This window comes from uncultured Helicobacter sp. (genome assembly GCF_947367035.1).
Lineage (GTDB): Bacteria > Campylobacterota > Campylobacteria > Campylobacterales > Helicobacteraceae > Helicobacter_D.
Map to the genome: position 1 here is coordinate 1 of NZ_CANBCA010000030.1, position 18,798 is coordinate 18,798.

18 protein-coding genes and 1 pseudogene are annotated in these 18,798 nt (G+C 35.5%); 10 read left to right on the plus strand and 9 right to left on the minus strand.

What is annotated here, in order from left to right; translation table 11 throughout:
• Window positions 1–236: 236 nt before the first annotated feature.
• The 7 genes from Q0Y61_RS08320 to Q0Y61_RS08350 form a co-directional block, all read right to left on the minus strand.
• Window positions 237–983 (minus strand): SDR family NAD(P)-dependent oxidoreductase, encoded by a 747-nt coding sequence (locus Q0Y61_RS08320; RefSeq protein ID WP_297814147.1) that lies wholly within the window; start codon window positions 981–983, stop codon window positions 237–239.
• Between the two features lie 174 nt (window positions 984–1,157).
• Window positions 1,158–2,465: a hypothetical protein gene (locus Q0Y61_RS08325; RefSeq protein ID WP_297814148.1), complete on the minus strand. Its 1,308-nt coding sequence runs from the start codon at window positions 2,463–2,465 to the stop codon at window positions 1,158–1,160.
• Window positions 2,449–2,817 (minus strand): YkgJ family cysteine cluster protein, encoded by a 369-nt coding sequence (locus Q0Y61_RS08330; RefSeq protein ID WP_297814149.1) that lies wholly within the window; start codon window positions 2,815–2,817, stop codon window positions 2,449–2,451. Before Q0Y61_RS08330 ends, Q0Y61_RS08325 begins: the two co-directional genes overlap by 17 nt.
• Window positions 2,811–3,554, minus strand: a complete 744-nt coding sequence (locus tag Q0Y61_RS08335) for a methyltransferase (protein WP_297814150.1) — start codon at window positions 3,552–3,554, stop codon at window positions 2,811–2,813. The genes Q0Y61_RS08330 and Q0Y61_RS08335 overlap by 7 nt, the downstream gene beginning before the upstream one ends.
• Window positions 3,555–3,563: 9 nt before the next feature.
• A complete protein-coding gene (locus Q0Y61_RS08340; RefSeq protein ID WP_297814151.1) occupies window positions 3,564–4,088 on the minus strand; it encodes a hypothetical protein in 525 nt (174 codons plus the stop codon).
• The gene (locus Q0Y61_RS08345; RefSeq protein ID WP_297814152.1) at window positions 4,055–4,666 is read right to left on the minus strand and encodes a hypothetical protein; all 612 of its coding nucleotides are present in this window, start codon (window positions 4,664–4,666) and stop codon (window positions 4,055–4,057) included. The genes Q0Y61_RS08340 and Q0Y61_RS08345 overlap by 34 nt, the downstream gene beginning before the upstream one ends.
• Before the next feature lie 41 nt (window positions 4,667–4,707).
• Window positions 4,708–6,660: a 6-hydroxymethylpterin diphosphokinase MptE-like protein gene (locus Q0Y61_RS08350; protein WP_297814153.1), complete on the minus strand. Its 1,953-nt coding sequence runs from the start codon at window positions 6,658–6,660 to the stop codon at window positions 4,708–4,710.
• A 120-nt stretch (window positions 6,661–6,780) separates the two neighbouring features.
• Here Q0Y61_RS08350 and Q0Y61_RS08355 point away from each other — a divergent pair, with 120 nt between their 5' ends.
• The 7 genes from Q0Y61_RS08355 to Q0Y61_RS08385 all read left to right on the plus strand — a co-directional run bounded on the left by Q0Y61_RS08355 (window position 6,781) and on the right by Q0Y61_RS08385 (window position 14,080).
• On the plus strand, window positions 6,781–7,710 hold the full coding sequence (locus Q0Y61_RS08355) for a ribose-phosphate pyrophosphokinase (protein WP_297814154.1): 930 nt from the start codon (window positions 6,781–6,783) through the stop codon (window positions 7,708–7,710).
• Window positions 7,682–8,278, plus strand: coding sequence for a peptidylprolyl isomerase (locus Q0Y61_RS08360; RefSeq protein ID WP_297814155.1), 597 nt, complete (start codon window positions 7,682–7,684; stop codon window positions 8,276–8,278). Before Q0Y61_RS08355 ends, Q0Y61_RS08360 begins: the two co-directional genes overlap by 29 nt.
• A 95-nt stretch (window positions 8,279–8,373) precedes the next feature.
• Window positions 8,374–9,018: a uracil-DNA glycosylase family protein gene (locus tag Q0Y61_RS08365; protein ID WP_297814156.1), complete on the plus strand. Its 645-nt coding sequence runs from the start codon at window positions 8,374–8,376 to the stop codon at window positions 9,016–9,018.
• Between the two features lie 4 nt (window positions 9,019–9,022).
• Complete coding sequence (locus Q0Y61_RS08370; RefSeq protein ID WP_297814157.1) at window positions 9,023–10,279, plus strand: hypothetical protein; 1,257 nt, start codon at window positions 9,023–9,025, stop codon at window positions 10,277–10,279.
• Between the two features lie 30 nt (window positions 10,280–10,309).
• A complete protein-coding gene (locus tag Q0Y61_RS08375; protein WP_297814158.1) occupies window positions 10,310–11,110 on the plus strand; it encodes a YgjP-like metallopeptidase domain-containing protein in 801 nt (266 codons plus the stop codon).
• 78 nt (window positions 11,111–11,188) lie between these two features.
• Window positions 11,189–13,324 (plus strand): UvrD-helicase domain-containing protein, encoded by a 2,136-nt coding sequence (locus Q0Y61_RS08380; protein ID WP_297814159.1) that lies wholly within the window; start codon window positions 11,189–11,191, stop codon window positions 13,322–13,324.
• Between the two features lie 75 nt (window positions 13,325–13,399).
• Window positions 13,400–14,080 (plus strand): hypothetical protein, encoded by a 681-nt coding sequence (locus tag Q0Y61_RS08385; protein WP_297814160.1) that lies wholly within the window; start codon window positions 13,400–13,402, stop codon window positions 14,078–14,080.
• A gap of 43 nt (window positions 14,081–14,123) precedes the next feature.
• On the opposite strand, the gene Q0Y61_RS08390 is transcribed toward Q0Y61_RS08385, so the two are convergent.
• Together Q0Y61_RS08390 and Q0Y61_RS08395 are read right to left on the minus strand one after the other, a co-directional pair.
• Window positions 14,124–15,500, minus strand: a complete 1,377-nt coding sequence (locus Q0Y61_RS08390; protein WP_297814161.1) for a methyl-accepting chemotaxis protein — start codon at window positions 15,498–15,500, stop codon at window positions 14,124–14,126.
• The gene (locus tag Q0Y61_RS08395; RefSeq protein WP_297814162.1) at window positions 15,497–16,036 is read right to left on the minus strand and encodes a PAS domain-containing protein; all 540 of its coding nucleotides are present in this window, start codon (window positions 16,034–16,036) and stop codon (window positions 15,497–15,499) included. The genes Q0Y61_RS08390 and Q0Y61_RS08395 overlap by 4 nt, the downstream gene beginning before the upstream one ends.
• 184 nt (window positions 16,037–16,220) lie before the next feature.
• Here Q0Y61_RS08395 and mqnE point away from each other — a divergent pair, with 184 nt between their 5' ends.
• The 3 genes and pseudogenes from mqnE to Q0Y61_RS08410 all read left to right on the plus strand — a co-directional run.
• Window positions 16,221–17,282, plus strand: coding sequence for an aminofutalosine synthase MqnE (gene mqnE / locus Q0Y61_RS08400; RefSeq protein ID WP_297814163.1), 1,062 nt, complete (start codon window positions 16,221–16,223; stop codon window positions 17,280–17,282).
• A gap of 26 nt (window positions 17,283–17,308) precedes the next feature.
• Window positions 17,309–17,767: a phosphoribosyltransferase family protein gene (locus tag Q0Y61_RS08405; protein WP_297814164.1), complete on the plus strand. Its 459-nt coding sequence runs from the start codon at window positions 17,309–17,311 to the stop codon at window positions 17,765–17,767.
• Window position 17,768: 1 nt separating this feature from the next.
• A pseudogene (locus Q0Y61_RS08410) lies at window positions 17,769–18,798 on the plus strand (hypothetical protein); the annotation flags it as partial.

Genomic DNA, 18,798 nt, shown 5'->3' on the forward strand with positions numbered 1-18,798 from the left:
CTAAAGCAACACTTGCTGCTAAACTTAATTTTAGAAATTTCATTTTAATCTCCTTGATTGAATTTCGAAATTACAATCTGATTAATAATAAAATCATTAATCAAATACCTCCACTTTGACTTTAGGTTAGAATTTAGCCAAAGCTAAAAATAATTTTAGCATAAAAAAAAAGAAATGCAAAGTTTTTTGTGGAATTTTTGCCTGTTTTTACATTGTGAAGTTTAATGTATGCGGGATTATTCCTCTTTATAGACATTGAGGGCGGAGAAACTCTGACTTGTTGGCATTATTTCTAAAGTGTTGATATTTATATGTTGTGGTAAGGTGGCAACCCAATAAACTGCTTGTGCAATATCTTGTGGTGTGAGGGCATTTGCCCCTTTATAGAGTGCGTCTGCTTTGTCTTTGTCCCCTTTGAATCGCACGAGTGAAAATTCACTGCCTCCTGCTAATCCGGGTTCAATGTCTGTTACACGCACATTTGTGCCGCTTAAATCGGCACGAAGCCCTAGAGCAAACTGCCGCACAAACGCTTTACTTGCTCCATAAACATTGCCGCCGGGATAGGCATAAAGTCCAGCAATAGAGCCAATGGTGATGATATGCCCTCTTTTGCGCGTTACCATTTGTGGCAAAATAAGGCGCGTGATGAAAGTAAGTGCTTTGATATTAACTTCAATCATTCTTTCCCAATCTTCAAACTCGCATTTATCTGCGCTAGTCAGCCCAAGTGCAAGTCCTGCGTTATTCACCAACACATCAATTTCTTTGAAATCTTGTGGTAGGGATTCTATGGCTTGTTGCAAAGAGGGTTTATCGCAAATATCACAAGATAGAATGAAGCAGTGTGGAATCTCTTGAGCAAGGGATTCTAGCTGTTCCTTGCGTCTTGCAAGCGCAATCACTTTATGTCCCTTGCTACCAAATTCTTGAGCAATTGCGCGTCCAAACCCAGAAGACGCACCGGTAACTAAAATATTCATTTTCTCTCCTTGTTGGACATTTGAATTTAATAGCATTATAAGGAGATAGATTTAAAATTGACTTAGAATTGTAGTTTTATAAGAATTAGAAAATAGAATCGTAAAGTTGAGTTTATGCGGGATTATGGATTGTTACGATTCCTACGGAATCTTACAATGACGCAATGGTAAGATTTATTGACGCAGACAACGAGAGATTGTTTTGTAATGTTCGTTGATTTCTGTTTCTTTTTCCCGTTCATTTTGTGGAATCTTATCTATAATTTCTTTTGCTTTTTTGCAGTCTTTGAGTTTATAATATCCCCAAGCTAAAGAATCCAAATAATATACATTTTGCGGTTCTTTATCTAAAGCAAGTTGCACATATTTCATTCCCTCTTGGATACGCACGGAATCTTTGAAGTCGTGTTCAATCATTAAATATCCTAAATAATTCCAATACAATGCGTCCTCTAGTTTGGAGGCGGAAGTTTTGAGGTCTTTTTCAATCTCTGCTAACTTCGTGCGAGAAAAAGATTGCATATTTTCATAACGCATCATCGCATAGTAAGCAAGGTAGTTTAAGTCTTGTGTATTTTGGTAGAGTGATTTTGCTTGTTTAATGCTGTTTGCATAGTCTTTTTGTAAGCGATAGACTTCTAGTAGAATTTCATCACGTGCGTCAATTTTGGGATTTTTTAGTAAAAATGCTTTGGCTAAATCTAGTCTTTTGAGTTTGAAATAAAACTCTAATGCAAGTTTTGCGTAACTTTGATTACCAAGGGTTTCATAAAGTTTGACATAAACTTGCGCCGCTTGGGCATAATTTTTGGATTCCGTATAAATAATCGCAAGCTTTTCACCAATGAGGCTAGAGACTCCATACATTCTAAGATGTGTTTCATAAAGCGCGATTGTCTTTTGCGGTTGTTTTAAAAAAAGTAAATAAATTGCTCCAAGTCTATCTAAGAGTAATTCGTCTCGCGTGAGTGCGTAGGCTTTACTTAAAGTTTGTGCGGCATTTTGGAAATCTTCACGCAAGAAATAAACGGAAGCAAGTATTTCGTAAGTTTGTGCGGTTTTGTGATAAGAAATCAACTTTTTAGCTTCTTTTAATGCGTTATCAAAGTCTTTTGTGCTTGTGAGGATTCCGACTAATGCTCCACGCACTTCTTCATCTTTGGGATATTTGGCTAGGTATTCATAGGCTTGTTTTTTGGCGTTTTCAAAATCTTGTTGTGCTACTAGAATCCCTAAAATTTCCTTTAGATAATTTTTATCCGCTTTAATCGCATAAGCTTTACTAAAAGCGTCTTTTGCACCTTGCAAATCTTGCGTATCTAGTGCCGCATAACCTTGCATAATGAAAATATCCTCTTGGTTTTCTGCAAAATTTGCATTTGCAAAAGAAAATTTAAAATCATTTCTAAGACAACCCACAAGTCCTAAAATTAAGAGAAAAGCAAAGCTCAAACTTAATAAAATTTTATTTTTTAACCACACCGATACATTCCTTTAATAAATCTGTCCAATTTTCTTTATAACAATCCCAAAAAGGGAATTTTATACATTGCATAGGGCGATTTGAGTAGATTTCACAAACGCCATTTTTGAAAAAAACACAAGAATAGGCACCATCATTTTCCAAAACTTCACGCAAGGAATAGCGATAACCGACTTTTTTAATGAAATTTTGACAAAAAGTGTCAAATTCAAAGCCTAGAGATTCCGCGATTCTTTGTATCTCTTGGGGAGTTACAAAGATATAGCCTTGCTCACCTGTGCAACATTTACCTCTACACTCGGCACATTTGCTTGGATCAAAACCGAAAGCAAAATTAGAGTTTTCTAGCATTTGATACTCCAAGTGTTTGCGCGCTTGTAAATCTCAAGCACTTCTTGTGAAAAATCCAAGTCCTGATGTGTAAAAAGCGGAGGCAGAATCTTACATTGGCTTTTGGAATTTTTTTTAGAACGACACAATACCAAAGTTGCGCTTTTATCTACCTTTGGATAAACAAAACGCAAACAAATTGGACGAATTTTATAAAGATTGAGTGCGTTAAAGAGATGAAAAATTGCTTTTGCGTCATAGCAGAAAATCAATTCACCTTGTGGTTTAAGCAGCGCATTAACCTTGCAAACAAAATCTAAAAAAGGTAGATTCTCTGCATAACGCGCAGTGAAAATATCTGAATTTTCAGACTTTATCACTCCATCGTGGTAAAAGGGTGGATTGCTTAGAATTGTATCAAAGGATACTTTTGAGAGCTTTTTGGAATGTTCTTGTGCAAGTTTGGATTCTGTGTTAAGGCTAGAAAAATCATGTTTTAAAAAGTCTGCACAAATCAAATGCGCTTGGGTTTGATTAATGCGTAGATTGTGCGCACAAAGTTCTGCCATTTTGGGATTTTTTTCTATCATTGTCAGCTTGCATTTAGAATCTCTTGCACAAAGTAAGCCCAAGATTCCACAACCTGCACCTACTTCCAATAAATGATAATTTGGTTTTAAAAAAGGAAGCGCAAAATCATACAAAAAGAGTGTGTCGCTGTTATAACAATAGCCATTTTTGGGTTGATAGATTTGCATTCATCTCTCTTAAGGAATTGCGTTAATTTCTAACGCAAATTTTGTTTTGGATTGTGTATTATGAATATGTAAAGTAATGGAATCCGTGCTGACTTGGTAATGTAATGTAGAATTTCCTCGCCTGATATTTTGGGTAAATCCGTTAGAGTTTGTTTGTTTGTTTGCTCCTAAAAGAATTTCATCTCCTAAGAGAACAGCTCTTAAATCTAAATCTTTGAAAGTATCCTCTCCAAAGATTCTGCGCATAAAAGAATCTTTTGCATAGCAAGTTTGGTTTAGACAAATTTTGTCTTTAAAACATTCCATTTGGAGCAATAAAGTTCCCACATTAAAAATTTCTAAGGCTGTGGAGTTGGGATAAGTTTTGATAAATCCTAAATCATAGAATCTAAAGTCTTTTGTAGAAAAAAAGATTGTTTTAGAAGCAGAATTTTGCAATTTTTGGGGCGTTTTGGCACACCCAAAAATTGTAAATAAGCTAAGGCTAAGAAATGCTAACTTTAGAATTGTTCGCCTGTTAAGATACGATACCATCTTTTTCCATCAAGTTTAAGTTCCATACTCACTTGGCAAAGCCCGTCTTTATAAACGGTTTCCACAATTTCTGCATTACGAATCACCGCTAATACTTTTGTTTTCACGGTTGAGTTTTTAAGCACCATATCACGCACGGTGTCTTGTGCATTGACGCGGATTCCATACATTTTCTCACCGATTTGTCGGTAAGCATCTACGATTGCCGCACGTTTTGCCAATGCTAGAGCTTGTGCAGGTGAGAGTGTGGATTCAGGTGCGACACCCATACCGATTGCGCTAATTTCAATAATACTTGAGGGAGTGATAATCGGTGCGTTTGGAATCACAATATCATCTCCTCCTACTTCAATGCCTTGCAAACCTGCTGGAGAGTTAGAGTTTCTGCCGTGTGAGTTTGCATAAGGGCTAGCATTTGTAGGCTGATTGGTTGCCGCTACTGCAATTTTATCCCCTGCATTGCCGATTGGACTAATGGTTTCACTACTAGATACAGAATTAATTTGCTGTGCCGCAAATAAACTACTTGCTAAAAGCGTTCCCGCTAAGACTAATGAAATTGATGTTTTTCTTGTCATTTCAATCCTTTTTGACATTTGAGATAAAAACTTTAAAGCAATTAGTGTTCCACTTTTACTAAAAGCACTTCTCTTAAACGAGTTATCATTATTTCCATTGCCTCTGCATAGAGCATTTGTGCCTTTTGCCAAAGATTTTGCATAGAGTCGTGCGGTAAATGCAAGCTTGCAAGTGCAATCGCATAGAGAAAATGGCTTAAAGTCCCACCAAATAGGATCCCAATACAAGGATTGTTTTTGCCTTCTTTGGAAATGACTTCAAAGATTTTATCTAGTGCGATAAAAAGGGATTTTTTGGATTCTACTTTCATTTTAAAGCCATCTTGGATTTTGTTTTTAAAGGCTAGAATCTCAAAAAAATATTTTTGTGTTTCTTTAGTATAGAAGTTTTCTTGCATTGGGTCTTTGAAAAGTGATTTTAGGTTTTTGATTTCTTGGGTTTTGTCAATAGACTTTAACTCAAAATCATCATAATGCGCTGCCTGCGCTCCTGCAATTTTTGCCCCATCATTTAGGTTTAAAATATTAAAAGGTTTCAAGGTTCTAAATGCTTCCTCTAAAGCGGTGCGTGAAAGCGAATAAAGTGCGTCAGAGTAAATATCCTCACTGAAGTTACCTGCCACAGGATACGCATCTTGTGGAATCTGTGCTTCCTCCTCTCCATAATAGGAATTTTGTGCGTGTTTTTTCGCTCCTTTTTTGTATCCGCAATCCATTCCACACAAAATCACATCACTTCCAAGATAGCTTGCAAGCGCAGCTCCAGCATTCCCAACATAAGGTGCGGTAAAGCGAACTTTAAAAAGTGGAGAATTTAAATCCGCGGCACTAGAACCATCGCGCTCAAAGAGATAAATTTCTTTGGCAAGTTGTTTTGCCTTTTTATCTAACACACTTGCGCAAAGCAATGGAATATCCCCTAGAGGAGCAGCCTTTAACACTTCATCTAAATAGTCGTGTCGTTCAATTTCTATCTGAAAATCTGGTGTGATTCCTGCATTTAAAAGCGGTTTTAATGCAGTTCCACAACTAAAGAGAATCATTTTTTCTTGATTTTGTTTAATGAAAGGAAGTAAAAAATCTAAACTAGGACCATTGCCAATCACGCAGATTGGTGCGTTAATACGTTTGGGTTCAATGAGCATTGGTCGTAGTGGAAAGCTTAGTTTGTTTATGATTCCACGCATTTCATCTTCATAAGTTCCCCAACCTCGTAAAGTTTGAGAGTGCATTTCAAAAACGATTCCACGCGCACTTTGATTCATTGGTGTTTGATACATCATTAGTTCAAAGCGAACGATAGAAGTGCTGATTTTGCGTGTCAAAAAAAAATGATTAATATACTCCCGATTCATCATGCTTTCTAAAAAGATATAACCCGCCTTATGCTCTGTTTTGCTAAAAAGTAAGGCAAAATCTACAAAAAAACAAGCAATTCTAAAAAGGTCAAAGGATTCTTCAAAGATGAAAAAATTATGAATCATTGCGTAATTTTCTGCAAGGATTTGTAGGAAAATCCCGCCCCCTAAGCCAAAAAGATTTAAACTTGGCAAAAAATCACTTGGTAGATGATAAGCTGCAACTCCTCCGTTATTCATAGCAAACTCAAGGATTCCATTAACCAAAATCCCGCTATAAGGAAAATCCTCATTCATCATTTCCGCGCGTGTGCCATAAATGCGATTCCATTTTTCATTAATAGGTGGTTTATAGGCGCAATTCTTATGCACTTCTAGCATACTAGATTTTCCCTCAATAATGGGGAAAAGAAAGGTATTTTGTGTAAAGTTTAAAATATTAATCCCTTCTTTTCCAATATAGAGTTGATATTCTTTGGCGGGTTGTTGCAAAGATTCAAAAAGGCTAGGATAATCGGTTTTGAAAAATGCAAGATTTTGTTGGAATCGCGAAGTTACGAAGGATTCAATCTCTTCATAGCTACTATTTTCTAAGATTTCTACAATGCCTTTGCGGGGTTGGTTTTGGTCTATCATCACGATTCCTAAGTTTTTAATAGGCGCATTTTAGCAAAAATTTTAAAAACCAAGCACAAAAAAGCAAAATTTTAAATTTTTAGTTTATAATGCTTGTTTTAATTTCTAAAAGGTGGTTTGATGCAAGATTATAAGATTTTTACCGGAACTGCGCACCCAGAGTTTTCTAAATGCGTTGCAAAGGATTTGGATATTGAGCTATCAGATGCGGAAATAACACGCTTTAGCGATGGAGAGATTGGAGTTCGCATTTGTGAGAGTGTGCGCGGTAAAGATGTATTTGTGATTCAATCTACTTCTGCACCTGCTAACGATAATTTAATGGAATTACTTATTATGGTAGATGCTTTGAAGCGAAGTTCGGCAAAATCTATTAATATCATTATGCCTTATTTTGGTTATGCTAGACAAGACCGCAAAGCTGCCCCACGTGTCCCGATTAGTGCGAAGCTTGTGGCAGATTTGTTACAAAGAGCGGGTATCACGCGTTTGGTTGCTATGGATTTGCACGCAGGGCAGATTCAGGGATTTTTTGATATTCCAGTAGATAATTTGTATGGTTCTATTGTTTTTAAGGAACATATTATTGCTAAAAACTTTAAAAACCCTATTGTAGCAAGTCCGGATATTGGTGGAGTAGCACGTGCTAGATATTTTGCCAAACTTTTGGGGCTAGATATTGTCATCATTGATAAGCGACGTGAAAAGGCGAATGAAAGCGAAGTGATGAATGTCATTGGAAATGTGGAGGGTAAAGAGGTGATTTTAATTGATGATATGATTGACACAGCTGGCACAATGGTAAAGGCTGCAAGTGCCTTTAAACAAAAGGGCGCAACTAGGGTGATTGCACTAGGCACACACGCGGTGTTTAGTGGAGTAGCTTACGAGAGGATCCAAAAAAGTGAAATTGATGAAGTCATTGTTACGGATACGATTCCCTTGAAACAATCTTGTGAAAAAATTAAAGTTTTAAGTGTTGCTCCACTTTTTGCAGAAGTTATTAGAAGGATTAATAAAGATGAAAGCGTTAATTCACTTTTTGTTTAGGGGCTTGCTAGGGCTTATTTGTCTAGGAATCCTAGCAAATGCGCAAGAAAATACACATAATACAGAATCACAAAAGATTCAAGCGGTGCTAGAAACGACTTCGGGTAAAATTACTTTAGATTTATTTCCACAAGTTGCACCTAAGGCGGTAGAAAATTTTGTTACTCATATTAATGAGGGGTATTATAATGGAACGATTTTTCATCGCGTGATTCGTAAATTTATGATTCAAGGGGGAGATCCTAGTGGCACAGGACGAGGGGGAGAATCTATCTGGGGAAACGACTTTGAAGATGAGATTGTCAGAGGGTATGCTTTTGATAGAGCTGGGATTTTGGCAATGGCAAATGCAGGAGAAAACACAAATGGCAGTCAGTTTTTTATCACGACTACGCGCACACCACATTTAAATGGTAAGCATACGATTTTTGGTGAGATTAGTAAAGAATCCCAAGAAGAGAGTTTTAAGACTTTGCGCAAGATAGAATATACACCTACTAATTCACAAGATAAGCCGATAAAAGAGCAAAAAATCCTTAAAGCTTATATTGTTCAAAGTGCGCACTAGTGTGAAAAATAATTTTAAGGAAGTTGTGTGAAAGATAATTCTCTCTTAATCTTTTTGTTTTATAATTTTATTTATTTTCTAAACTTGGAGGTAATTTGCAAACACTCCATCAAGCTTTATTACTAAAAAAGCTCTATTTATTACAATCTTGTGGGTTTGATTTCTGTAATCCGCAGTTTTTAGTGCCTGCACAAAGCGGATTCCAGAGTCAAAATCAAGGAGACTTAAAGAGTTTAATAGAATCTTGTAAATTATGTGTGCAAAAATCCTCTTCTGCTTGTGCTGGATTATGCAATCAAGATTCTAAGTTAGTTTTTCTTACGCTTTTGCCTTTGTTGGATTCTCAATTGCGTTTTGCTTCCAAAGCAGCACAAATGTTAAAAAATATCGTGGAGCACGTGTTTAATCTAAATTTACAAAATGTATCTATTCTTTCACTTTTGAAATGTGAGATTCCACAAAATGCCCAAAAAGTTTGCGTGGAATCGTGTATAGGATATTTTCTAAAACAATTAGAATTTGCACAAGGTAAGGTGATAGTTTTGCTTGGAGCGGACGCTTATTTTCATCTGACACAAGATGGAAGTTGTTATGAAAATGTGCAGGGTAAATTGCTTGAATGGAATCGTTTGAGCCTTTTTCCTACCTTTGGCTTAAACCAACTTCTTAGACAACCAGAATTGAAAGTCAAGGCGCATAAGGAATTATTGAATCTTAAAGAATTATTGAAGAAAGGTTAGAATAATGTTAAAAAAATATTTAAAAAGAAGCTTGAAAAATTTATGTATTTTGTTAATGGTTAGTGCATTAATTCTCCCTCCTTTTGCAAATGCAAGTGGTAAATACCTCTCTCCATTGCCTGTGCCAGATATGGAAGTTTTAAATATAGAATCACAAAGATGTAGCAGTGGCTGCTTAAAAGATTTTTTGGCAAAGGAGCAGATTTTTTCGTTTGTTGCAAACATTAATGAAGAGAATCAAAATAAGGAATTGATAGAGGAATTAGACAAGATTCTAGCCCAACTTGAAGTCTCTCAAATTCCTTATTTTTTGGGAATGAAAAAGTCATTGTTTCATATTGCTTTATTGTTTCCACGCAAAGCCATTGGACGTTATTCTAGCACGACAATGAATACGATTTTAAGTTATCTTTTGGCTCAAAAAGGACGATTTAATTTTGAAGTGTTTGATTCTCATAGTGAGTCGTTAGAGGATTTGCAAGCAACACTTGATAAGATATATTCTAAAGGTCATCGCCAAATCATTGCGATTTTGACCCAAGAGGGAGCAAACAACTTAAATGCAATGAATCCAAGCGTATCAGTGTTTATTCCTAGTGTGCATAAATCTCAAATCCTAGCGGATTCTAAAAAGTCAGAGAATCTCATCTTTGGCGGAATTAGTTATCAAGCACAGATTCAAAAGTTATCCAAAATTCACCCTAATGTCAATGCGGCAAGTTTTTATGATTCTGGAACGATTGGCACATTAATGCAGCAATACACACAAGTAGAAAACAAAAATCTAAAATACTCTAAAAGCTTCAGCCTCAAACAGAGTGCGGAACTTCCAAAGCAGATTAAATCTCTAAGGGGAGTTTTACAAGGAACAAGAATATTTCTTAATACGCCCATTGCAAACTCTAGTATTATTCTCTCGCAATTAACTTATAACAATATCCGCCCTGATGGTGTTTATTCCACGCAAATCAATTATAATCCAAGTCTGCTCTCTATCACACAAGAGAGAGATAGGAGGAATATGTATATTGCGAACTCTATTTCTCCGCTTGATAGTTTGTTTGTAGAGCAGGCTAAATTATTAGATGTGGATTTAGAATATGATTGGATTAATTATGCGACTGCCTTTGGGATTGAATACTTTTATTTAAAGAACTCACCGGGGGCAAAGCGGTATTTTAAAGAAAGAATCCGAGATAATCAAGTGCAATATAGTATTGAGATTCTCACACCTGCCAACAATCGTTTTGCTCCACTTTGATGACACAAATAGAATTATCTTTGATTTAAAATGCTAAAACTTCCTGCAGGTTTTCCACCTGACCTTGCGATAAAAATTGTTCAAAAAGGGAATTTGAGGCATTTAAAAATGCGGTTTGATTGTAAGGTGGGTTTGATTGTGAATTTACCAAGATTTGTTCGCAAAAAAACTTGTGAAGAATTTATTGAAGCAAATTTGCAATGGATTCTGACACATTTTGAAAATAGCAGACAATATCAAGAAGAAATCCGATGGAATCAATTTTATCTTTTTGGGCAGTGGGTGGAGTTTGATACATTAAGAATTTATTTGGACAAGGACTTTTTAGTAAGTTTGCAAAAAACATTGCAAAAGTGGGATTCTAGCTTGGAGAATCTACAAGAATCCTTGCTTGTGCAAAAGCTGTGGCAAGCTCTCTTGCAAGGAGAGATTCTATCTGCATCAAGCCCTATAAAAGTAAAGTTCAAATCTCTTTTAATTGCTCTTTATCAAAAGGCTTTAGAATCTTACGTTTCTTCTCGTATAGGAGAAATTTCACAGGCAATGCAGCTTTTCCCTTGTGAGATTAGCTATGGTAAAAGTTATCGTCAATTAGGTTGTTGTAAAACAAAAAAGCAGTCCATTCGTCTAAGCTTGCGTCTTGCTCTTATGCCCTTTGTTTGCATAGATTCTGTGATAATTCACGAATTAGCGCATTTACGTTATCCTAATCATCAACAAGACTTTTGGAATCTTGTGCGAAAGTTTGATACAAACCCTCAAAGCATTAAAGAGTGGTTACATCTTAATTCTTATTTGAATGCGCAACTTTATCAATGTATTTTTAGGTAGAGTTTTGCATTGATAAAAAATGCTTTATGGGTATAATTAGATTTATAAAGTATGGATTCAACAATAATAAGGGGTTTTATGCAGGATTCTTTTTTAAAACAACTCAACAGCGCACAGCTTGAGGCAGTCCAAACGATTGATGGTGCGCTATTGATTTTAGCTGGTGCAGGGAGTGGAAAAACAAAAACAATTACAACAAGACTTGCCTATCTGATAGATGAGATTGGGATTCCGCCCAATCAATGCCTTACCTTGACTTTTACCAATAAAGCTGCAAGTGAAATGCAAAGACGCGCCCTTGGTATGATTGAAAACATTACCACCCACCCACCTTTGCTTTGCACTTTTCATAAGTTTGGATTGCTGTTTTTGAAGTTTTATATCCCCTATTTACAACGCAAAACAAACTTTATCCTAGCTGATAGTGAGGATAGCAAACGCATTATTAAAGAGTTAAATGGTGATTTAGCACCTCTTGCTTTAGTGGTTAGTGAAATTTCTCGTTATAAAAATTCTCAAATCACGCCTAGTGAGGCATTAAAAGAAGCACACAGAGAAATTTATCAGCATATTGCTAAAGTCTATGGTGCTTACCAAAAAATTTTGATTGAAAAAAATATGGTAGATTTTGATGATTTATTGCTTCTTCCTTTAGGGATTATGCAACAAAATCCACAGATTGCAAAAGAAGTAAGCGAAAGATACCAATATATAATGGTAGATGAATATCAAGATACCAATCATTTGCAATATTTGCTTTTAAAGCAACTTTGCTCTACTCATCAAAATCTTTGTGTCGTTGGCGATGATGACCAAAGTATTTATAGCTGGAGAGGAGCAAATATTCAAAATATTTTGCAGTTTAGTGAGCAATTTAAGGGTGCGAAAATCATTAAGCTAGAGGAAAATTATCGCTCAACTCAAGCGATTTTAAAGGCAGCCAATCAGCTAATTGCCAATAATAAAGAGCGTTTGGGTAAAGAGTTAAAAACAACTTTAGGCAAAGGAAAGCCCATAGAGATTCTACATTCTCGTGATGAGCAAGCAGAAGTGCGCAAAATAGCAAAAATTATTAAGCAATTACTGCAAAATGGAGTTTTGGCTAAAAATATTGCAATTTTATTTCGTGTGAATGCACTTTCTCGCTCGTTAGAAGAGGGGTTTAATCGTGAAAATATCCCCTATATTTTGGTTGGTGCGATTCGGTTTTATGAACGAAGTGAGATTAAAGATGTGTTGAGTTATTTTCGTGTGCTAGTTAATTTAGACGATGATTTTTCATTGATGCGCATTATTAATAAGCCTAAACGAGGGATTGGTAAAACTACAATAGATAAATTAGTCGTTCTAGCACAAGAGCATAATACAAGTATTTTTGGACTTTTAAATCCTAAAGATTCTGAAGAAAAGATAAGGTTACAAAAGTTACAAAGTGTGCAGGAGGCTTTGAGTAACAAGACTTATCATAAAATCAAAGATTTTTTTGCTACATTACAAGATTTGCAAAAAAGTCTGCAAGATTCAAGTTTGAACTTTTTAGATGAGTTTGAGCAAAAAATTGGACTTTGTGAAGCGTTAGGGCAAACACGTGAGGAGATTGACCGCGTGAGTAATATTGAGGAATTTTATGGCGTTTATCGTGAGTTTATTAAGCAAAATCCACTAAGTGAATTAGAGGAATTTTTAAACGATTTAGCCTTAAGGAGTGACCAAGAAGATACAGAAATACGCCAAGAAAGCAAGGGTGTAGAGGGTGTGTCGTGTATGAGTGTGCATTCTAGTAAGGGGTTGGAGTTTGATTATGTTTTTGTAATTGGACTTGAAGAGGGATTTTTCCCAATGATACGAGAGGATAGCAGTTTAGAGGAGGAGCGGCGTTTGGCTTATGTTGCATTAACAAGGGCAAAAAAGGAGTTGTATTTAAGCTATGCGGATTCTAGATTTTATAAAGGGAATCGCGCATTTTTGCGACCTTCTAGCTTTTTGGTTGAAAGTGGTGTTAGTGTTAATCAAGCAAAGATAGAATTAAGATCTGTGTTGATTCCATCTAGTAATGGCGCAAATGAATTTAAACGAGGAGATTGTGTGATGCACAAAATTCTTGGTGCAGGGAGAGTGGTAGAAGTTCATCAAGAGAAACAAGAAACTCGGCTTAAAATTAATTTTGGCGGTTTGATTTGTGAGATTTTTAGCAATTTTGTAGTTAAAGTGTAAGTTGAGGTTGTTGCTTAATCCATTGTGGAATCCTTTTTGCTAGTTGAGTTTAAATACTAATTGCAAGGATTCTAAATGTTTCGGATTTTATTACTTTTAGTTTGGGTAGCTTCGCTTGGATTTGGTTATGAGGAAGCAGCTAGTGGAGGATATTACGCACCACAAAGCACTTATCACCCACTTTATGAGCAGAGACGCAATCGTCTTTTGGGGGTTTATGGAAGTTATAGCAAATCAGATTCTGATGCGGATTTACATATCACAGGTTATGAATCTCAAGTGCATTCTTTGAGTGAAAAGCAGTTTGGGTTTGGTGTGCAAGTGGGCTATCTTTTGAGTGAAAATCATAGAATCTTAGCAAGTTTTGAGCATTATTTGAAGAAAAATGGATTTTCTTATCAAGTCTTAACGCTTGGATATGCCTTAACTCCAAAGATTCCAAACACAACAAATTGGCGTGCTTTATTCGGTATTAATGCAGGTTTAACACAAGCTAAGTTTGATAGTGGTAGTTTTAAAATTGGAGAGGATTCAATGGATTCTCTTGATTATATGGGCTTTACTTATGGTGTTAAAGCAGGTGCAATTTATGCTTTACAAAATGGTGAGCTAGAGTTTGGCATACAAGCAAGGAGATTGAATTTTGGGGAGGAAGAAAGCCAAGTGAATATTCAGGGTAACGAAACTCCAACTAAGCTTAACTTAAGTCAAACTTCTTCTATTAATCTCTATATGGGATATAACTTTTTGTTTTAAAATCTAAGATGAAATGACAAGGAGAGAGATTCTAAAGAATCTCTTAATGCTCTTCTAAAAGCGTAATGGTTTCCTTGGAGGATTCTTCAATTTCTTCAAAGGTTCTTACAATAGCTTCCGCATTTTCTTTGGTTAATGGTTCTTTGAGCTTTTCTAGGGCTTGATTGGTATTGTGAAGTAAAGTAACTTTGGCGCGATTAAGACTTGTGATGTCCAAATTTCCAATTTGATGAATAGAATGCTCATCATCTAAATACTTAGAGATTGGATTGATTGTATTAAAGTTGCAAGTTTCTTTTTTAAGATTAAAACTCAAGTAGAGGTTAGATTTATAGACAATATGCTCTAGCTTAGAAACACTCAAGAGCAATTTGCTTGAAAGCTTATCAAAGACTTCTTGGAGTGTCGTGGTAGTTTGCTCCATACCGCTAAAGATATGATTAAAGTCCGCAATGGATTTATGCGTAGAGTTAGCAAATTCTGAAATTTTGCTAAAATTATCTTGAATTTCTGCAATTTCTTGCTGCATTGTTTGCACGACAATAGAAATATCATTTGTTGCTTTTTGTGTTTTTTCTGCTAGTTTGCGCACTTCATCGGCAACAACCGCAAAGCCTCTTCCGTGTTCTCCAGCACGTGCTGCTTCAATATTAGCGTTTAGAGCAAGAAGGTTGGTTTGATTGGCAATATCTGCAATGATTTCTACCACAGAATTAATGTCTTTGGATTTTTGTGTGAAACTTTCTATTGTGGCAAGGTTATTATTAATGATATCCATTAGTTTGTCAATGGATTCCGTGAGAGAATCCACATCTTGTTGGGAGTTTTTAGCCGAAGTTGTGATATTAGTAACATTTTTATTCACAATCTCCATATAACGCATATCACCATCTAGATCAGAGGAAATTTTTGTGAGATTCTCGTTTTGACTACCCAAACTCATATCCATTAGTGATTTAGCAAGTGCATTTTGGACATTATCTTTTGCATTTTCTTTGATTTTGCTTAAAGCTTCGTTAATCGCATTAACATTTGAGATAAAAGCACCTTTTAACCCTTGTGGGAATGCCAAACGGAAGTATTTACCCTCTTGTGAGCATTTAATGGCAGTTGAAATTTCGCGCATAAAGGCTTCTAGGTTGTCTGCAACATTATTTAAGGTATTGGCAATCGTGCAAAGGTCTAAATCCCCCTCTACTCTCAAAACTCTTGCTTCAAATTTGCCTTGTTGATAAAGCCTTGAAACTTTTAGTATGGTTTGAATGAGATTTTCGCGTTTTCTAAATTTGATAAAGGCGAATATCAGCAAAATACAGAGGATTGTAAAAATTGCAACATTAATGCTAATGCCTTGTAAGAATACTTCTAAACAAATTCCAATGACGCTAAGTAGAATCCCGCTAAGCAAAAAGATTTTCATCGGTAGCCTCCAACTTTGCCTTGATTTTGTAAGTTAATCATCAATTCGTCCCAAGAGATTTGATTTTGTTTTAAAAAATCTAGCACAAATTGCACCCCCGCTTCCATATCTTTCTCTTTTTCAATTTCTAAAAGTTTGTGGTAAATACCTGCCAAAGTTTCTACCCCAGCTTTGCTTGGTCTTCTACGAACAGAGTAGTAGCCAATGACTTGACCTTTTTCATCATAGGAGGGAGTAATATTCGCAAAAACCCAATAAGTCTTTGCGCTCTTAGATAAATTCATCACAAAGGCAAAAAATTCACATTTTTGCTCTAAAGTATCCCATAATAATTTAAAAGCACAACGCGGCATTAGTGGGTGGCGAATTAGATTGTGTGGTTTGTGTAAAAATTCCTTTTCACTAAAGCCACTAAAATGGACGAAGTCTTGATTGCCATAAGTGATTCTGCCTTGCAAGTCGGTTTTGGAGGTAATGAGCGTATCATCGTTTAAGAAAATTTCGTTGTTTAAATCAAAGGCTTGGGTTTGGTGCATAATCCACCTTTCTATTTTATAAGAGTTGAAATTATAATTATTATAAAAACTTCATAAAATAAAAATGAAATTAAACTTAAATTTTACTTTTTATGATTTTGTTAAAGAAACTTTGTAAATTAAAGTAAGTTAAAGTAATTTTTGTATAATTTTGCAGCAAGATAAATAATAAAGGTTCATTGCAGTGCATCAACAAAAAAAATATAAAAATACAGAATTTTTAGACCCTAAAATTGCCTTAGAGCTTTATGAATTAGATATTTTCACACTTGGTAAAATGGCAGATTCTATTAGGCAAAATTATTTTGGCAAAAAGGTATTTTTTAACTCTAATCGGCATATCAATCCAACCAATGCGTGTGCAGATGTTTGTAAATTCTGTGGATTTTCTGCGCATCGTAAGAATCCCAATGCCTACACAATGGATAAAGAGCAGGTTTTAAAAATTGCTAGAGATTCCATACAAGCAGGGGCATTAGAACTACATATTGTAGGAGCGCATAATCCTCATTTGAACTTGGAGTGGTATTTAGACCTTTTTAAGACTCTTAAAGCAGAGTTTCCAATGATTCATATTAAAGCATTGACGGCTGCAGAAGTGAATTTTTTAACTCAATTAAGTGGAAAAACTTATGAAGAAGTTTTAAATTTAATGGCCGAAAATGGTGTGGATTCTATGCCTGGTGGGGGTGCAGAAATTTTTGATTCAAAGATTCGTTCTTTTATTTGTAAGGGTAAAGTAGATTCTGCAAATTGGTTAAAGATTCATAGCATTTGGCATAGTTTGGGCAAGAAATCTAATGCAACAATGTTATTTGGACATATAGAATCGCGCGAACATCGGATTGACCATTTATTGCAACTCTATCATACGCAAGAAAAAAGTGGGGGATTTAATGCCTTTATCCCTCTAATGTATCAAAAAGAAAATAATTTTTTAAGTGTTAAAGAGTTTCCAAGTGGGCAAGAGATTTTAAAAACGATTGCGATTTCTAGGATTTTATTGCCAAATATCCCGCATATTAAAGCTTATTGGGCAACTTTGGGTTTGAATTTGGCTCTTGTAGCCCAAGAGTTTGGCGCAGATGATATTGATGGCACGATTCAAAAAGAAGCAATCCAAAGTGCAAGTGGCAGTAAAAGCGCAAATGGAATCCTAAAAGATGAATTGATTGCACAGATTAAGAATGCAGGATTCTTACCTGTGGAGAGAGATAGTCTATACAACGAGATTTGCAGCTATTAGTAAGATAGAAAGAAAAAGGAGGAGAAATGCAGTATTATAGCTATGAAATGTTTAGAGAGGATATGAAAGATTTAGTAGATAAAATTGACTTTAATCCCGATGGAATCGTGGCAATTTCGCGTGGTGGGCTGACAATGGCACATTTTTTGGGAATCGCATTAGATTTAAGACGCGTTTATACGATTAATGCTTCCTCATTCTTTAATAAAATCCAACAAGAGATTCAGATTTCAAATATTCCTGAACTTAGTGGAAATCAACGCATTTTACTTGTGGATGAAATTGTAGATACAGGCACAAGTATGGAAAAGGTTTATAATATCTTAACAGAAATCAATTCTAGCATTGACTTCAAAACAGCGTGTATTTTTCATAAACCCACTGCAAGCTTTAAGCCAGATTTTATCTTGCGAGAAGTGAGTGATTGGGTGGAGTTTTTTTGGGAAGTGGATATTGTAAAATCCATACGTGAAGAGCAAAAATAAAATGCAAAAACACTTAAGACAAAATGGCAATGTGATTTATGGAGATTTGAATCGTCAAGTAAATTCTAAAATTAACTTTATGGGCAAGAATAATGTCTTGTTTTTGAGTGAAAAGAGCTATTTAAAAAATACAAATATCAATTTTGGTGGCAATAATGCTTTAGTATTTATTGGCGATTCTACAATGAATGCGGATTCTATTGAAGTGTGGCACGATAGCGTATGCTTCATAGGGAATAATAATTACTTCAACCCTGCTATAGGTAGTAATCGAAGGTGGTTTTGTCTATCAGAGCGTCAAAATATTATTATAGGTAGTAATAGTTTGATTTCTCATTCCCTTTGGTGTAGGACGGCTGACCCTCATTTGATTTATGATAAAACCTCTAATTTACGCATTAATTCTAGCAAAAGTATTTATTTGGGCGACCATATTTGGGTAGGACAGGAAGTGGGATTCCTTAAAGGTTGTTTTATCGCTTCGGGCGCAGTCATTGGAGCGAAAAGTTTGGTAACTGCTAAAAAGTTTATGTCTAATACCATTAATGCAGGGAATCCTTGCAAGGAAGTTAAAAGTAATATTTTTTGGAGTGGAGAGTGTGTGCATAGTTGGGATAAAGCAACGACAGAGCATTATGGGCAAATACACAAGGAAGATTTCAAATTCACCTATAAAAAAGAGATTTTTCTCTCCCCTAAATCCATAGAATCAAAGCTAGAATCCTTGCAGAGCGCACAAGAAAAGTTAGAGTTTGTTTATGATACACTCTATTGTAATACAAATAAAAATCGTTTTGCTTATTTTGAGAATTGTGACGATGATGTGCCTTTGCCTATACTACCTAAAAAGTTTCATCAATTAAATTTTAAAACAATAAAGCCTCAAAACAAAACCATAGATTCTAAACCCAATTCTCATTCTATTCAAGAAAGAATTACAAACCTTGAAGTTGCTCTCTTTGGCACTGCAACAACAAGAACCCAATCCCATCTTAGCTATCAACTAGGACAAATCTTGATTAAAGATTCTA

What these genes read in the sequence shown, in the direction of transcription:
- Q0Y61_RS08370 (WP_297814157.1), top strand. Translation starts at nt 9,023, where the DNA reads ATGTTAAAAAAATATTTAAAAAGAAGCTTGAAAAATTTATGTATTTTG.
- Q0Y61_RS08355 (WP_297814154.1), top strand. Translation starts at nt 6,781, where the DNA reads ATGCAAGATTATAAGATTTTTACCGGAACTGCGCACCCAGAGTTTTCT.
- Q0Y61_RS08350 (WP_297814153.1), bottom strand. Translation starts at nt 6,660, where the DNA reads ATGATAGACCAAAACCAACCCCGCAAAGGCATTGTAGAAATCTTAGAA.
- Q0Y61_RS08335 (WP_297814150.1), bottom strand. Translation starts at nt 3,554, where the DNA reads ATGCAAATCTATCAACCCAAAAATGGCTATTGTTATAACAGCGACACA.
- Q0Y61_RS08395 (WP_297814162.1), bottom strand. Translation starts at nt 16,036, where the DNA reads ATGCACCAAACCCAAGCCTTTGATTTAAACAACGAAATTTTCTTAAAC.
- Q0Y61_RS08385 (WP_297814160.1), top strand. Translation starts at nt 13,400, where the DNA reads ATGTTTCGGATTTTATTACTTTTAGTTTGGGTAGCTTCGCTTGGATTT.
- Q0Y61_RS08375 (WP_297814158.1), top strand. Translation starts at nt 10,310, where the DNA reads ATGCTAAAACTTCCTGCAGGTTTTCCACCTGACCTTGCGATAAAAATT.
- Q0Y61_RS08405 (WP_297814164.1), top strand. Translation starts at nt 17,309, where the DNA reads ATGCAGTATTATAGCTATGAAATGTTTAGAGAGGATATGAAAGATTTA.
- Q0Y61_RS08390 (WP_297814161.1), bottom strand. Translation starts at nt 15,500, where the DNA reads ATGAAAATCTTTTTGCTTAGCGGGATTCTACTTAGCGTCATTGGAATT.
- Q0Y61_RS08340 (WP_297814151.1), bottom strand. Translation starts at nt 4,088, where the DNA reads ATGGTATCGTATCTTAACAGGCGAACAATTCTAAAGTTAGCATTTCTT.
- Q0Y61_RS08360 (WP_297814155.1), top strand. Translation starts at nt 7,682, where the DNA reads ATGAAAGCGTTAATTCACTTTTTGTTTAGGGGCTTGCTAGGGCTTATT.
- Q0Y61_RS08380 (WP_297814159.1), top strand. Translation starts at nt 11,189, where the DNA reads ATGCAGGATTCTTTTTTAAAACAACTCAACAGCGCACAGCTTGAGGCA.
- Q0Y61_RS08320 (WP_297814147.1), bottom strand. Translation starts at nt 983, where the DNA reads ATGAATATTTTAGTTACCGGTGCGTCTTCTGGGTTTGGACGCGCAATT.
- Q0Y61_RS08330 (WP_297814149.1), bottom strand. Translation starts at nt 2,817, where the DNA reads ATGCTAGAAAACTCTAATTTTGCTTTCGGTTTTGATCCAAGCAAATGT.
- Q0Y61_RS08345 (WP_297814152.1), bottom strand. Translation starts at nt 4,666, where the DNA reads ATGACAAGAAAAACATCAATTTCATTAGTCTTAGCGGGAACGCTTTTA.